Raw genomic sequence first — 15067 nt, forward strand, 5'->3', positions numbered from 1 at the left:
ATTCCGACTGCTCCCACGGCTCCGCCCGCTACGGCTGCCAGGTCCCGCGCAGCACACTGAACGCCTCGGCGGCGGCGGTGCCCGCGTGCGCGCCGAACAGCTCGGCCTGGGCGGTGATGGCCTTCAGGGAGCGTGGGTGGGGGAAGTCCCGCAGCTCGGACGCGTAGGCACGCATCGCGTCGAGCTTGCGGTCCAGGCTGTCGGTGATGTCGCTGTAGACGGCCGGCACGAAGGGGTCGCGGCCCGCGTACCCGGCGTCGGTGGCCGACAGGGTGGAGAATCCGAGCAGCCAGCGCACCGGGCTGACATGCGGCCGGCAGGCGATCATGCAGGCCCGGGCGGTCAGTTCGTGGTCGACGTTGAGGTCGCCGCTGTGGTGCGTGTACACGGTGTGCGGGGCGACGCGCTCGACGACCGCGCTCACCTGCTGCGCGAGGGTCAGCAGCGGGTAGGTGTCGAGCTGGTTGTCGGCGAGGTCCAGCCGGTGCACGGCGGCGGTTCCGAGGACCACGGCGGAGTCGGCCGCCTCCTGGGCGGAGGCCGCGGCACTGGCCTCGGGAGCGGGGTCGTCGGCGCGTGACGTCTTGCCGTCGGCGAGGATCAGGACGTGCACCTCGTCGCCGGCCTTTGCGTGCTTCGCCAACGTGCCTCCGGGGCCGATGACTTCGTCGTCGGGATGTGCGACGACGGCGAGCACGGTGCTCATGACGTGGTCCCCCTGACGATGTCGGCGCTCTCCGGTCCGCAGTGCATGAGCAGGTCCAGCACCGACAGATGGGACCGGAACTCCTTCGTGGTCTGCGGGTATTCGGGGTGCGCGTAGTGGAAGTACTCGATCTCGATGCCGTCGAGCAGCGAGGGGTCCAGGTAGTCGACGGCGTTCGGGCCGGCGATGAAGGTGTCCGCGCCGAACCGCTCGCACAGCACCGGGATGATCGTCCGCCGGTCGAACCCGGGCAGGTCCAGCTCCGAGATCCGGTGCACCGGGCAGTCGATCTTCAGCTGGTCGAGGCAGTAGTCGATGAACGGCAGGCAGACCTCGCCCAGCGTGGCGAACTCGGTCGCGTAGTACGCCTCCAGGAACTCCGCGTGCGCACGGAAGTGGGGTGCGCGCCGGTAGGCCATCTGGACGGCCTTCCAGTGCCTGCGCCGCCAGCCGTCGTCGACCAGCCGCACCTCGTCGAGGGGGGCCTCGGCCCGCAGGTCCTCGTGGTCCAGGGGGATGGTCAGCAGCAGCTCGCCGCCCGGGCCGCCGATCTTGTTGCGGTTCAGCATGTTGCGCCGGCCGATACGGCTGCGGTCGTGCAGCACGAACAGGTCCGAGCGGGCGATCTTGGCGAAGTAGCCGAGCCAGGGCAGGTAGGCGGGCTGATGCGCGCTGATGATCACCGGGCCTCCTCCTGTCCTTCGCCGGTCCGGTGGGTCCCGTGCGGCCACCGGACGGTCCGGGCCGCCGCGGCCGAGGCGCCCCAGCCCGTCTTGAACGCGGCCTGGCCCTCCCCCGCCGCCGCGCCGAGGTCGGCGGTACCGGTCCCGCGCCGGGCCAGCTCCGCCACGGCCGTCCAGAACGCCAGGTGACCGGCGTTGGCCGTGCGCCCCCGCTCGGAGGTCAGCTGCATCAGATGGAATGCGGCCCGCCCGCCCACCGCGAACACGGACGCCGCCTGGACCCCGTCCCGGTCGCTCACCACGGTGGTGAGCGTGTCGCCGCCCCGCGTGAGGAACTCGACGTCCGCCGCGGCGAGGGCGGAACCGATGCCGTGCCGGCCGAGCGTCTGCCCGTACAGGCGGGCCAGTTCCGTGCCCTGCCCGGGCTCGGCAGCCGCCGCCACGAGCCCGAGGGCCTCCGCCCGTCGTACGGCGGTACGGCAGCTGCCGCGCGCCGCCCGCCAGAGCGCGTCCACGCCCGGGGTGAGGTCGAGGAGATAGGTGTCGCGGCCCGGCCGGGTCGTCCAGTGCGCCGTCGGCTCCGGGCCCGGGAAGACGCCGGCGGGCGGCAGCAGGGTCGTGAGCTCCGTCGACTCCAGCTCCCGGCAGACCGCTTCGGCGAGGTCGGCGAAGTCGGGCAGCGCGCCGCGCCAGTCCGCCGACACGGCCACCGAGCCGTAGCCGTAGCAGCCGATCTGCGCGCGGGTGCCGGACACGCACAGCGGGAGCAGCAGTTCGCCGGACCGGCCCCACTCCACCACCGTCGGCGTGAACCGCAGGCCGGGTGAGCCCTTCAGGCCGAGGGCGAGCCAGTGCGTGCGGGCGAACGGCAGGGTCTCCCGCGCCCCGGCGAGCCGCGCGTCCCAGCCGGACTCCGGCAGGACCGACACGGCGTACCCCTCGCGGAGGTCAGTCATGGCCGGCCTCCTGCCGCCGGACCGCGCGGTCGGCCGCCAGCAGCGCGGCCACCAGCACAGGGGCCGTGAGCCGCGGCTGCGGCTGCTTGGGCACGGTCAGCACGCGCGGCCACAGCGAGTCGGCGCCCCTCAACGGGCCGGCGGCGTAAGGCGCGTACGGCTTGAGCCGGTGCAGCGGGTAGTAGTTCCAGGTGCTCGGCACCCCGTGTTCGGCCAGTGCCCTGGCGAACAGGAAGCGCCGGCCCGGCCGGTGGAAGAGGAGCTCGATGCCGGGGCCGAGGTCCGGGTCGGAGTCCAGCGGCCGGCACGTCGTCAGTTCCGCGGTGACCGCCGCGCGTACCCGCTGGTGCAGGGAGGCCGCCCGGTCCGCGACGCGGTCCGCGGTCCGCAGCAGCGCGGCGGCCGCCGCGGCCTCCCAGCGTGAGGGCGCTCCGAAGTCCACCGGGCCCGCCTCGGCGGGCAGATGGTCGGCCTTGGTGTGCGACCAGCCGGGTGTACGGGACTCGGCGCGCGCCACCGCCGTGCGCACCGCGCCGGGGGCGTGGGAGACGAGCCGGGAGGTCACCGCTCTGCGCAGGGAGGCGAGTCCACCTCCGGAACGCAGCCCGTTCTCGCCGGTGACCGGTGCCGAGGTGAGCAGCGCGCCCCCTCCTAGCCCGCCCAGCTGCTTGCCCTCGCCGAAGCTGAGCACGACCGGGCAGGTGGTGCCGCGGAAGCGGCGCAGCACCCTCGGCGAGAGGCCCGCCTGCGCCAGGTCGAGCAGGACGACGCCGCCGCGTTCGGCGATACGTGCCGCGTGGGCACGCCATTCGTCGAGGCCGAGCCCGTTGGTGAGGATCACGGCGCGGCCGTCGAGGTCGGCCGAGGTGTACGCCGGGCCCGTGACCGGGTCGGTGTCCACCAGGACCGGCCGCGCGCCCGCCGCGAGGACGGCGTCGGCCACGGCGGGGCAGTTGAACGTGGAGAGCACGACCTCGCGGGCGCCGGTGTGCTGCACGGCGTGGGCGAGCGCGGCGCGCCCGGTCGCGGCGAGGAGACACCGGTCGCGTCCGGCGTGTTCACGCAGCAGGCCGGCCAGGCCCTTCAGGGTGTGTCGCGGCCGGGCCGCCGCGCGCAGCGTCGCGACGAGGCGGCCGGCGGTCATACGGGACGGGTGGAGGTAGCCGGCCGGGCGGTGCGGCACGGGCGCGTACCACAGGTCGGACGTCTCCGACTGGTCGAGTATCACGATGCCGCCGCACCCGCCGGCGCGGTGTTCCCCCGCGGCCAGTCGGTGCGCTCCAGGCGCAGGGGCATGACGCCGCTGCCGCCGCGCACCCATTCGACGGTCTCCCGCAGTCCCGCCTTGAAGTCACGGCGCGGCTCGTAGCCGAGCAGGGTGCGGGCCTTGGTGAGGTCGGGCCTGCGCGACCGGATGTCCGGGCCGGTGTGCGGGACGTACCGGACCTCGGCTCCGGTACCGCTCAACTCGGCGGTGAGACGGCCCAGTTCGCTCATGGTCAGGTCGTTGCTGTCGTCGCCGATGTTGAAGGCCTCGCCGGCGGCGGCCGGCGTGTGCAGGGTGCTGACGAGTCCGAAGGCGAAGTCCTCGGCGTGGCACCAGGCCCGCGACTGGGAGCCGTCGCCGTGCACGGTGACCGGCTCTCCGGCGACCGCCCGCGCGGCGAGCGCGCCGACGGCGTAGGAGCCGGTCCGCAGCGGGCCGTACACGTTGAACGGCCGGACGATCGCGAAGGGGAGGCCGTCCTCGGTGCCGCAGGCGGCCGTCATGGACTCGGCGGTGACCTTGCTGACGGCGTAGGACCAGCGCGGGTCGCCGACGGCGACCGACAGCCACTCGCTCTCCTTGGCGCCCTTGGCGTCGCCGCCGTACACCTCGCTGGTGCTCAGCAGCACGAAGCGGCTGAGGTCCGGCTGGCGCACGGCGTAGTCCAGGGCGACGGCGGTGCCGTCGACGTTGACGCGCAGGGTCTCGCGGGGTGATTGGCGGACCTTGTTCACGCCGAGGAGCGCGGCGGCGTGGACGACATGGTCGACCTCGCCGAACCGGTCGAGCGAGCCGCGTTCGGTGATGTCGGCCGTGCCGGTCTCGACGGCGGGGTCGTCGAGCAGGCCGGACAGGGAGGCCGGTGTGCCGTCGGGCTCGCGGTTGTCGACCAGGACCACGCGGTGGCCCGAGCGGATCAGGCCCGCGGCGACCCAGGTCGACAGGAAGCCGAAGCCGCCCGTGATCAGCGTGCGCGGCGCCGTGTGCTGATTGCTCATGACCTTCCCCTTGCTCGTCGAGTCGATCGGTGCACGGTCTCGGTCACCGCGTCGACGACCCGGTCGCAGTCGGCGTCGGTCATGCCACGCCACAGCGGGAGCGAGACCAGCCCCGCGAAGGCGGTGTCGACGGTGGTGAGCGGTGTCCTGAGCCGGGGCGGGACGTCCGCGAAGGCGGGCAGCCGGTGCAGGGGCGTGTAGTGGACCTGGCAGCGGATGCGGCGGGCGAGGAAGCCGGCCAGCAGGTCCTTCTTGGCCAGGCCGAGGGCGGCCACGTCGAAGACCACGGGGAACAGGTGGTGGGCGGACCCGGGGCGTCTGCGGGGCGGTACGACGCGGACGTGCGGCAGGCCGTCCAGGGCCTCGTGGTACCGGTCGGCCAGCCTGGCCCGTTCACGCCGGGACTCCTCGGCCCGGTGGGCCTGGGCCACGCCGACGGCCGCGTTGAACTCCGACAGGCGCAGGTTCATGCCGGGCTGCTCGATGGTGTAGGGCCAGGGTCCGAGGTCGTCGTCGTGGGCGTCGACGGGCCGCATGTCGTGGTTGCGCAGCCGCCGCAGCTCGTCCAGCAGCACGGGGTCGGCGGTGCTGACGGCGCCCCCCTCGCCGGCCGCGACGGGCTTGGTCGGGTGAAAGCTGAAGCAGGCGGCGCGGGAGCCCGGCCAGGACCCGATGGGCAGGGTGCCGTCGTAGGTGCCGCCGACGGCGTGGCAGGCGTCCTCGACGAGGTCGGCGCCGTAGCGGTCGCACAGCGAGGACAGCGCGGGCATGTCGGCGCTGTGCCCGGCGTAGTGCACGGGAAGGACGACGATCCGGGCGTAGTCGCGGTGCACGCGGTCGAGGAGTTCACCGAGCCGGACCGGGCAGAGGGTGAGGTCGTCCTCGGTCACGTCGGCCACGGCGACGTCCCAGCCGAGCAGCCGGGCCGAGGCCGCGGCGGCGGCGAAGTTCAGGGCCGGGGTGATCAGCAGCCTGGGCCCGGTCGCCTGGCGTCCGAGGACGTGCAGCACGGCGTGCAGGGCGGCGGTGCCGCTCGACAGGGTCACGGTGGGGGCGCCGGTGATCCGGGCCAGGGCCTCCTCGAACCGGGCGACCTGGCCGCCGTTGGTCCAGAAGCCGGACTCCAGGGCCGTCATGAGGGCGGAGGCCTCGTCGGCGTCCCAGTAGGGGCGCGCGTAGGGGAGGTCGGCGTCGGTCACCGGTCGCTCCCCGAACAGTCGACGAGCGCGGCGAGTCGGGGGTCGGCCGCCAGCCAGTCACGGGTCTTCCAGCAGTTCTTGCGGCCCTCGTAGTCGTCCTCCTGCACCTCGAGGACGACCCCGGGTGTCCGGCCCTCGGCACCCGCCGCGCGGACGGCGGCCTCGACCGCCGCGGCGAGCATCCCGGCGAGCAGGTCCTGGCCGATCGAGCCGTCCTGCGGCGGTACACCCTCGGCGCACTGCTCCGGCCAGCCGGGCATGGCGTGACCGGCGAACGAGGCGAAGTGGACGTGCTTGACGGGCAGTCGGGGCAGGTCGTACGGCCCCACGGGCACGGGCCGTCGCTCCAGGCGGGCGATCGCGCCCAGCGTGGAGTACGTCACGGCCCAGTGGCACACGTCCCAGGTGACGCCGATCCGCTCCGAGCCCAGCTCGGCGAGCGGGCCGAAGTCCTCCGGTGTGACGAAGACGGAGTCGAAGTCGATGCCCTGCGCGCCGATGACCGGCAGGTTCTCGACGCCGATCCAGACCGGGACGCCGGCCAGGTCCTCGTCGAGCCGGGCGAGCCTCTCGACGACCTTCGCACGGGCGCCCGCGAGGTCGAACCCCGGCCAGTCGGCCAGTCCCACGAACTGGTTGGCGTGCAGGACGACACCCTGCGCGCCGGTGCCGGCGGCCAGCTCGCAGAACCGGCGCAACCGGTCGTAGACCACCCGGTCGGCGACCCAGTCGGCGTTCTCCGTCGGGAAGTGCAGGGTCAGTTCGCGGGCGACCTGGCGGGCGTGGCGGAGGTTGCCGTCGAGCACACGCCACTGGTCCTCGTGCTCGAGGTCGCCGCCGTCGAAGACGTACGCCTCCAGGCCGCCGAGTTCGCGGGCCCAGCGCCGGTCGATCTGGCTGCGGCGCGTGCCGTCGAAGGTCAGGCGCAGGCCGGCGTTCACAGCTGCTCCACCTCCGGTGCGCCGATCACGCCGCGGCAGTCGAAGACGAGGCGGGAGGAGGCGAGGACGGTCTCGTAGTCGATCTCGTCGTGGTCGGTGACCAGCAGGACGGCGTCGGCGTCCCGGCACTCCTCCGCGGTCAGCTCGACCGCGGTGAAGGTGTCGGCAGCCATGTCGATGCCGAGCCAGGGGTCGGTGACCTTCACCGTGGTACCCATGCTGACGAGTTCGGCGCCGATCGCGAAGGCGGGCGAGTTGCGCGAGTCGGCGACCCCGGCCTTGAACGCGACGCCGAGGATGAGCACGGTCGCGCCCTGGAGGGTCTTGCCCTGCTGTTCGAGCGACAGGGCGAGCCGGCGCATCACATGGCGCGGCATCGACTCGTTGATCTCGGCGGCGGCGGCGAGCAGTTCGCTCTTGTGTCCTGCGGAGTTCAGCGCGTGGCTGAGGTAGTGCACGTTGTTGGGCAGGCAGTGTCCGCCGACGCCGGGCCCGTGGTGGAACGGCATGAAGCCGTACGGCTTGGTGGACGCCGCGGAGACGACCTCGCGCAGGCTGATGTCCATCTCCGAGGTGGCCTTGCTGAGTTCGTTGACGAAGGCGATGTTGAGGTAGCGGAAGGTGTTCTCCAGGAGCTTGGTGAACTCCGCGACCTCGCAGCTGGTGACCGGCACGACCTCCTTGAAGACCGAGCCGTAGAAGTCCCGGACCAGTTCGAGCGCCTTGTCGTCCAGGCCGGAGACCAGCTTCGGTATGTCGCACAGCTCGATGTCGCGGCCCGGGTCGACCCGGTCGGGGCTGTAGGCGAAGAACACCTCCGTGCCCGACTTCAGGCCCGACAGCTTCTCGAACAGCGGCGCGATGTGGTCGCGGGTCGCCCTCGGGTAGACCGTGGACTCGATCACGATCAGGACGCCGGGCCGGGCGACCTCGGCGATCTGCGCCAACGCCCGGTCCACATGGACGAGATCGGGCAGCTTGTCCTCGGTCAGCGGCGTGGGCACGGAGATCACGTAGACGTCGACCTCCGGCACCTCGGCCAGGTCCGGCACCGGCAGGTAGCGCCCGTTCCCGGTCTCCGTGCGCAGTTCGTCGTCGGTGACGTCGCCGATGTACGACCGGCAGGCCCGCAGGGACTTGAACCGGTCCGGGTTCGTCTCGACCCCGTACAGGGTGTGGCCCGAGGACGCCATGGCGATGGAGAGCGGCAGACCCACAAAGCCCTGACCGATGGCCGCAACTCGCATGTTCCCCCCTTTCATCGTGGTTTCCGTCCGCCTCGGGGCATGCCGAGGGCACCGTCCGGCATGGACTGGGCGTTGTCGGTGTTCGGCCGTGCTCAGTCGTGCGCCGCTTCCCCTTCGAAGATCGGCAGTTCGGTGGTGGCGACCCGCAGGGAACGCCGGTTGAACCATTCGGCCGCGGCCACGGAGCCCAGCGCCGCCACCGCGGTCACGCCGGCCGCCGTCCTGGCGAGGCGGGAGCGTGAGCGCCGTGCCGTGAGCGCGGCGACGGCACCGCCGGTGATGCCGAACCGGGTCAGTACACCCGTCAGCGCGAGGGAGCCGACCGCCTCCTCGACATGGCCGCGCAGGCCGAGCCGGGAGTCGTCGCGGTAGCTCTTGGGCTTGACGTAGTTCACCGTGCGCATGCCGAGCCCGAGGGCGGCCATGATCGCGCCTACGTTGCCCTTGGTGAAGGTGAGCCGGCCGAGCCTGCGGGCGACGTCCTGGCGCATGACGAAGAAGGAGCTGGCGCCGTGCGGGATGGGGTGCTTGCCGAAGGTCGTCTCCAGGAAGTAGAAGACGGCCTGTCCGACCAGCAGCCGTGCCGGGTCGTCGCGCTTGCGGGTCGAGGTCACCCCGAACACCGCGGCGACCTCGGGCCCGGCCTGGTCCAGCGCGGCCACGAGCTGCGGCACGATCTCCGGCGGGGTCTGCATGTCGGCGTCCAGGACGCACACCACGTCACCGCGCGCCGCGATCATCCCGGCCTTGCTGGAGGCGGGCTGTCCGCAGTTGGGGCGCAGCTGCACCCAGCGGAACTCCGGTGTGGTGGACCGCAGTTCGGCGAGGACGCGCGCGGTGGAGTCCGAGCTGCCGTCGTCGACCGCGAGCACCTCGAAGGAGCGGCCCCAGTTCTTGCCGACGGTCACGGCCCGCTCCACGGCCTCCCGGGCGATGTCCTCCTCGTTGTACATGGGGATGACGAAGCTCAGGTCCACTCGGTCGGCCGGCTCGCCTCGGTACGCGTTGAGTTCGTGGCTCATGGTGTCCCTACAGTCGTGAGTCGGACGGTCGTCAGCGGGCCCGCTTGAAACTGATCATCATCTGGGCGGTGGGGGCGAACCGGGCCCGCAGGAAGTCGACGACGGCGAAGAACGCGGTCAGCGGCTCGTACACGACGTTCATGTAGGCGGGCTTCTGCGGGGTGACCTTGATCCAGCCGCGGTCGCTCAGCCACGCCATCACGCTGATCGCCCACTGGGGTGCGCCCTGGGTGTAGTAGCTGTCCGACTTCCGCAGGCCCACCTCGGCGCCCAGGCGGTCGAGTCCGGGCTCGGTGAAGAGCACGAAGTGCCGGGGGCAGTGCAGTCCGCCCCAGTTGCGGTGGCGGAACAGCCGTGCGTCGACGGTGTCGGTGTTCGGTGTCTTCATCAGCAGGACACCGTGCTCCGACAGCAGGCCGTTCATCGCCTCCATGACCCTGCGCGGGTCGGGCACGTGCTCGATGATGCTCATCATCAGGATCAGGTCGAACGGCTCGTCCGACTTGAACTCCTCGATGGGCATGCAGTGATAGACGTGCCCGGCGGCCTCGGCGATCGGCGCGGCGGCCTCCTGGAGGTCGACCTCGTGGGTCTCGGTGACCCGCTGGTCCACGCCGCGCACGGTGGTCAGCAGCCAGCCTGAGCCGCCCCCCACGTCGAGAACCCGGAGCTTTCTTCCCGGAATTCCTTTGAGCACCTTCCTGAGCATGCGGCCGTCGAGCCGCTCCTTGATGCGCTCGGTGAAGGTGGTGGATTCCGCGATACCGCCATAGGAGTAATAGTTCGGCGGATAGATCTCGTCGAGACGGTCGGCCGGCGGGGAATCCAGATATACGGCTGTGCAGGACGGGCAGCGGGCGTAACTGTATTTCTTGTCGCTGGTGAAGTATTCCTTGTCGTACGCCTTGCCGAACAATTCGACCGAGGTCTCCCCGCAAATGGGGCAGGCCATCAACTTCTCAGCCACGACGAGCCTCCAGTATCAGCGCTCTGACAGCCGTTCCGTATCCGATACGACTGGCCTCCATCTCCGCCGCGAGGGGTGTGCGGGCGAAGAACTCCTCCATCTCCGCGAATCGGGTGTACGAGATCGCGGGGTCCCAGTGGTGCAGCAGATGCTGGTTGAATCCCGCGGCTCCGAAAGTGCGCGCCAGCGGCCCGGTGCCGAAAAGGCGGTTCACCGGCCCGTGCAGTTCCACCGAGAAGTCGGTGTCGCAGGGGGCGTCGAGATGGCGGTGCTCGACGATCGTCCGCACGGTCGCCAGCAGCGGGAACACCGTCGCCACCGCGATGATCCAGGTGAGGGCGGCGAGCTCCGCCCCGCCGAGGAACAGACCGGCCACGAGGCCCGCGTGGACGGCGAACGAGCGCAGGGACGCCAGTACGCCGCTGGAGGTCCGGGTGGACCTCGCTCGGCCCTCGTCGCGCTTCTCGCTCTGCTCGCGCTTGCGCAGCAGGACCTCGAGCACATGGACGCCGGTCACGGCCTTCAGCATGTTGAGCACGGAAAGACACAGGTGATAGGTGGTCTCCGTGTCCTCGTGGTCGCCGAGGTGGGCGTGGTGCGCCATGTGCGTGAAGCGGTAGTTGACGGTCGTGGAGCCGTAGAGGAGCCAGACGAACCAGTCGCCGAGGCGGTCGTTCGTCCTGCGCTTCGGCGCGAGGTTGGTGTGGGCCGCCTCGTGGCCGAAGAGGAACAAGGAGTGCAGCCAGTAGCCGGTCCAGCAGGCCGCGGCCGCGACCAGCGCCGCCGTCGTCCAGGCCGGCCCGCGCGGGGTGGCGGCGACGGCCAGGACGCCGAGGGCGAGGAACGCGTAGCAGAGCCCGATGTCCCGCCACACGACGCCGTAGCGCGGCTTCAGCTCCTTACGGAAGTCCACCCAGCGCACCCCGTCGTAGGTGACGATCGACGGCAAGTGCGGCGAGCCCGGATTACCCTTCCCCCGCGCTCCGCCCTTGACTGATTCCATAACCACCCGCCCCCGCGTTGTGTCGTAGGACCGTCCACCGGTTCACCGGAGGATCCGCTCACACCGATTCGTCGATATTTGACACAGGTGTGCCTTTCAAGGCGTACGAATTCGCTTTCTCACACACGGGGGCAACCGGTCACCTCGGGCGATCGCTACGGATCGCGGCTCGATCCGTGGCGCACCGGGCGATGGCGGTGAGTATTTCCATCCCGTCGGCGGCGAATCCGGCCGGTCAGGTCCGGTTTCGCGGCGATGACGCAATGCTGAACGATTTCCCGGAGCTTCCCCGTCGATGCTCCGCGCCTCGGGACGGCCCCAGTAGAGCACACTCCAAGAGCGAGAGAAAAGATTTGCCGGGCGCTTTCCTGTTCACTGTCCAACTTGATCTTGGGCCAGACCGGGCCACCTATTGGGCCGAACCCGGCGACTTACCGGCAGAAAGGCATTCCCAGCTTTCCGGGACTCGCGGCTCCGTTTTCCGTCCTGACTGGGAGAACGGCTACGGTGACTACCCGTAGCCGTCCGACGAGCAAGTGCACCCGGCGAAGGAGAGCCATGATCCGACCAGCCACAGCCAGGGAGCTGCCGCTCCTGCAGGACATCGAGCGGGCCGCCGGCAAGTGCTTCGCCGACATCGGCATGGTCGCGGTCGCCGAGGACGAACCGCCGTCGCTCAAGGTACTGGGTGAGTACCAGCAGGGGGGCCGTGCGTGGGTCTGGGCGGACGGTGACGACCTGCCGGTGGCCTACCTGATCGCGGACCTGGTCGACGGCAACGGCCATGTCGAGCAGGTGTCGGTCCACCCCGACCACGCCGGCCGGCGCATCGGGCGTGACCTCATCGGCCACGCGGCCGACTGGGCCAGGGCCCAGGGCGCCCCGGCACTGACCCTGACCACGTTCACCGAGGTCGTGTGGAACGGGCCGTACTACGAGAAGCTCGGCTTCCGGCTTCTCCCCGAGGCGGAACTGACGCCCGGACTGCGGGAGATCAGGGCCGCGGAGGCCGCGCACGGGCTGGACCGGTGGCCGAGGGCCTGTATGCGCAAGGAGCTGTGAACAACTGCCCCGGCCCGTCGGCGGCCGGGGCGTCAGGGGCGCGTCAGCACCCGTCAGAAACGGTCGGCGTCCACCCGGCCGGAAGGACGTGACGGGCGCCCCGTGCTCCGGGGCGGTGCGGCACCGCCCCGGGTCGCGGGGCGCGTCGGCGGGGGTGGCGGCGAGGTGGCGGCGGGACGAGACGTCAGCGGCGTGGCGGCGAGGTGCCGTCGGGGTGGCATGTCAGCGGCGTGTCAGGGAGGCGCCCACGCGATGGCATGTCAGCGGCGTGTCAGCGAGGTGGCAGCGGGACGGCAGCGGAAGACATGCCGATCGGTGAGCGCGCGGCGCTGCAATGGATCCGTACCCCTCGCGGCGAGGACCGTCGGCCACGGCGTTCCGCCCCGACCCACCAGGAGGCAGCATGAACAAGGACCTGAGCACCCTCGCGGACGAGATCCTGGAGCTGGAGGCCGAGACCTTCGAGATCTCCGACTACTCCGACGCCAGTGAGGTCGTGCTGGCCGGCTGCACGAGCACCAGCTCCACCTCCACGTCCAGCAGCACCTGCAGCACCACGTCCTGCTCCGCCTGATCCCAGGCGCGGTGCGACAACGCCCGGCCTGCGACCTCTTCCGTCAGGAGGCGGACGCGGACCGGGCGTTCGCACGTCCGAAAACCATCGCTACCAGTAACAACACCGTTGGCACGGCGAGTTGACGATCCGTCGGAAACCGATCCTTCGGTCGGGAAGCGCTCGACCACCCCTTGACCTGGCATATACGCAAGTGGACACCCGTCGTTGCCGCATCAAGAATCCCGGGTGAAGACGGCTACACAGGTTCTCCGCCCCGACCGATCCACGGCGGAGTCCGGGGCCGTGCGCCGGCCGCCGCTCCGGCCGAGCCGGGCGCTGGTGGCGGAAAACCGCCTGACGGTCGGGCCGCTGGCCCCATCCGGCAGGTGTTCGACGGTCAACGGGGGCACTCTGTGCGATTTCAGTTGCTCGGCCCGCTCAGCATCACCGACGGACACGACGTCGTCGTCCTTCCTCCGGCCAAGCCCACCTCACTGCTCGCGGCCCTGCTGGTCCGGCCCGGTGAGGTGGTCCCGACGGACCGGCTCCGGCTGGCCGTCTGGGGAGAGAGCCAGCCGGCGACGGCCAAGGCCGCCCTGCAGAGCTGCGTCCTGCGGTTACGCCGGCTGTTCGCGAAGTACGACATCGTGGAGCACTCGGTGGTGGCGGTCGCCGGGGGCTACCGGCTGCCCGCCGACGGCGACACCCTGGACCTGCTGCACTTCCGCCGGCTCCTGCGGGACGCGGTCGGCGCCGGCGAGTCCGAACTGCCCCTGCTGCGCTCGGCACTCGACCTGTGGCGGGGACCGCTGCTCGCCAACGTCCCCTCCGAGCTGCTGCATCGCGACGAGGTGCCGCGGCTGGTCGAGGAGCGGCTGCGGGTGGTCGAGCGCGTCTGCGAGATCCAGCTGGCGCGGGGGCGATGTCGTGAGGTCCTGGTGGACCTCTGGGAGGCCACCCGGACCCATCCCCAGCACGAGGGGCTCGCCGCCCAGTTGATGCGCGCGCTGTACCAGGTGGGACGGCAGAACGAGGCGCTGGCCGAGTACCGGCGGATCAGGGCGCATCTGCGTGACGAGCTCGGCGTCGACCCGGGCGCGGAACTCCAGGGCCTCGAACTGGCCATACTCCGTGGCGACGAACCGCGCGGCGCGGTCCCGGACACCGTGTCGCTCGCCCCCGCACCGCACCCGGTGCTCCCCGTGCTTCCGGCGCTTCCCGCGGGTGACACCCCTGCCGGGTCCCCGGCCCCCACGCACGGGCATCCCGCCCCGGCCGGCTCCGTCCCTGCCGGCTCCGTCCCTGCCGGTTCCCTCCCCGCCGCCCCCTCCCCCGGCCCGGTCCGCCCGGCGGTCCCCCGGCTGCCCCGGGTGCCCGGCTTCACCGGGCGCGCCCGCGAGACCGCGGAGCTGGTGAGCCGCCTCGAGGACCGCGCCTTCGGCGACGGGCGCGCGGACACCGCACCGGTGGTCGCGGTGGTCTCCGGCGGGCCCGGCATGGGCAAGACCGCGCTGGCCCTGCATGCCGCGCAGCTGGTGGCGGACCGCTATCCGGCGGGCGGGGTGCTGTTGTCGCCGACGGGGCCCGGAGGTGTGCCGCGCCCCGCCGAGGAGACCGCCGAGGCGCTGCGCTCCGCGCTCCCCTCCGGCGCCGCCTCCGGCGCGTGCCTCGTGATCCTCGACGACGTCGTGCACCCGGACCAGGTGCGCGACCTGCTCGACCTGACCGGCTGCGAGGCCGTCGTCGTCACCAGCCGGATGGGTCTGGCCGCCCTGGTCGCCACCCATGGACCGGCGGTACTCCAACTGGGCGCCCTGTCCCCGCCGGAGTCCCACGCGTTGCTCACCGCCGTCCTCGGCGAGGAACGGGTGGCGGCCGAGGCCCAGGACGCGCGGCTGCTGGCCGACCTCTGCGGGCATGTCCCGCTCGCCCTGCGGATCGTCGCGGCGCGGCTGCTGACCCGGCCGAAGCAGCGCCTGGCGGACCACGTCGCCTGGCTGCGGCGGGACCTGCCCGCCCGGCTGGCGCTGCCCGACGACCCCCGCATGTCGGTGCCGCTGGCCCTGGACGAGGCACTGGCCAGGCTGCCCGCCCCGCGCGCCGACACCTATCTGCGGCTGGCCCGGCCGGCCGGGCCGTTCACCGCCACCGAGGCGGGGGCCGTGCTCGCGGTCCCCGAGAGCCACGCCGAGGAGGTGCTGGAGCGGCTCCTCGACGCCGGGCTCCTGGAGGAGGAGCAGCCGGGGACGTTCCGGATGAACTCCCTGTTCCGGGCGCACGCGCTGCGCCGGGCCGCCCGGACCGACGGCCTGCCGCAGACCGTCGTCCCCGCGGCCAGGCGTGCCCTGCCGTCCGGGGCCGCCTGACAGCCCGCCCGGCCCACCGCGCCGGCACCGCCTGACAGCCCCACCGGGCCGGCCCACCGCCGCCGGCACCGCCCTTCCCCAGCACAGACCACAG

14 protein-coding genes are annotated in these 15067 nt (G+C 72.0%); 3 read left to right on the forward strand and 11 right to left on the reverse strand.

The window, feature by feature from the left end:
- Positions 1-28: 28 nt before the first annotated feature.
- From ACZ6SQ_RS20200 to ACZ6SQ_RS20250, 11 genes are all read right to left on the reverse strand, one after another.
- A complete protein-coding gene (locus tag ACZ6SQ_RS20200; RefSeq protein ID WP_469563782.1) occupies positions 29-706 on the reverse strand; it encodes a PIG-L deacetylase family protein in 678 nt (225 codons plus the stop codon).
- Complete coding sequence (locus tag ACZ6SQ_RS20205) at positions 703-1389, reverse strand: WbqC family protein (protein ID WP_469563784.1); 687 nt, start codon at positions 1387-1389, stop codon at positions 703-705. Before ACZ6SQ_RS20205 ends, ACZ6SQ_RS20200 begins: the two co-directional genes overlap by 4 nt.
- A complete protein-coding gene (locus ACZ6SQ_RS20210) occupies positions 1386-2345 on the reverse strand; it encodes a hypothetical protein (protein WP_469563786.1) in 960 nt (319 codons plus the stop codon). Before ACZ6SQ_RS20210 ends, ACZ6SQ_RS20205 begins: the two co-directional genes overlap by 4 nt.
- The gene (locus ACZ6SQ_RS20215; protein WP_469563788.1) at positions 2338-3573 is read right to left on the reverse strand and encodes a DegT/DnrJ/EryC1/StrS family aminotransferase; all 1236 of its coding nucleotides are present in this window, start codon (positions 3571-3573) and stop codon (positions 2338-2340) included. The genes ACZ6SQ_RS20210 and ACZ6SQ_RS20215 overlap by 8 nt, the downstream gene beginning before the upstream one ends.
- Complete coding sequence (locus ACZ6SQ_RS20220; protein WP_469563790.1) at positions 3570-4610, reverse strand: NAD-dependent epimerase/dehydratase family protein; 1041 nt, start codon at positions 4608-4610, stop codon at positions 3570-3572. The genes ACZ6SQ_RS20215 and ACZ6SQ_RS20220 overlap by 4 nt, the downstream gene beginning before the upstream one ends.
- Positions 4607-5809: a DegT/DnrJ/EryC1/StrS family aminotransferase gene (locus ACZ6SQ_RS20225; protein ID WP_469563794.1), complete on the reverse strand. Its 1203-nt coding sequence runs from the start codon at positions 5807-5809 to the stop codon at positions 4607-4609. Before ACZ6SQ_RS20225 ends, ACZ6SQ_RS20220 begins: the two co-directional genes overlap by 4 nt.
- Positions 5806-6750, reverse strand: coding sequence for a sugar phosphate isomerase/epimerase family protein (locus ACZ6SQ_RS20230; RefSeq protein WP_469563797.1), 945 nt, complete (start codon positions 6748-6750; stop codon positions 5806-5808). Before ACZ6SQ_RS20230 ends, ACZ6SQ_RS20225 begins: the two co-directional genes overlap by 4 nt.
- A complete protein-coding gene (locus ACZ6SQ_RS20235; protein WP_469563800.1) occupies positions 6747-7997 on the reverse strand; it encodes a nucleotide sugar dehydrogenase in 1251 nt (416 codons plus the stop codon). The genes ACZ6SQ_RS20230 and ACZ6SQ_RS20235 overlap by 4 nt, the downstream gene beginning before the upstream one ends.
- Positions 7998-8089: 92 nt before the next feature.
- Positions 8090-9019, reverse strand: a complete 930-nt coding sequence (locus ACZ6SQ_RS20240; protein ID WP_469563804.1) for a glycosyltransferase — start codon at positions 9017-9019, stop codon at positions 8090-8092.
- A gap of 31 nt (positions 9020-9050) precedes the next feature.
- A complete protein-coding gene (locus ACZ6SQ_RS20245) occupies positions 9051-9986 on the reverse strand; it encodes a class I SAM-dependent methyltransferase (RefSeq protein WP_469563807.1) in 936 nt (311 codons plus the stop codon).
- Entirely contained in the window at positions 9979-10935 is a 957-nt protein-coding gene (locus tag ACZ6SQ_RS20250; RefSeq protein WP_469563810.1) for a fatty acid desaturase family protein, read from the reverse strand. Before ACZ6SQ_RS20250 ends, ACZ6SQ_RS20245 begins: the two co-directional genes overlap by 8 nt.
- A gap of 612 nt (positions 10936-11547) precedes the next feature.
- On the opposite strand from ACZ6SQ_RS20250, the gene ACZ6SQ_RS20255 reads away from it, so the two are divergent.
- From ACZ6SQ_RS20255 to ACZ6SQ_RS20265, 3 genes are all read left to right on the forward strand, one after another.
- Entirely contained in the window at positions 11548-12051 is a 504-nt protein-coding gene (locus ACZ6SQ_RS20255) for a GNAT family N-acetyltransferase (RefSeq protein WP_469563813.1), read from the forward strand.
- 403 nt (positions 12052-12454) lie between these two features.
- The gene (locus ACZ6SQ_RS20260; protein ID WP_031128743.1) at positions 12455-12625 is read left to right on the forward strand and encodes a thiazolylpeptide-type bacteriocin; all 171 of its coding nucleotides are present in this window, start codon (positions 12455-12457) and stop codon (positions 12623-12625) included.
- Between the two features lie 395 nt (positions 12626-13020).
- Complete coding sequence (locus ACZ6SQ_RS20265) at positions 13021-14973, forward strand: AfsR/SARP family transcriptional regulator (protein WP_469563817.1); 1953 nt, start codon at positions 13021-13023, stop codon at positions 14971-14973.
- Positions 14974-15067 lie beyond the last annotated feature (94 nt).

This window comes from Streptomyces sp. NPDC048600, from assembly GCF_055587025.1.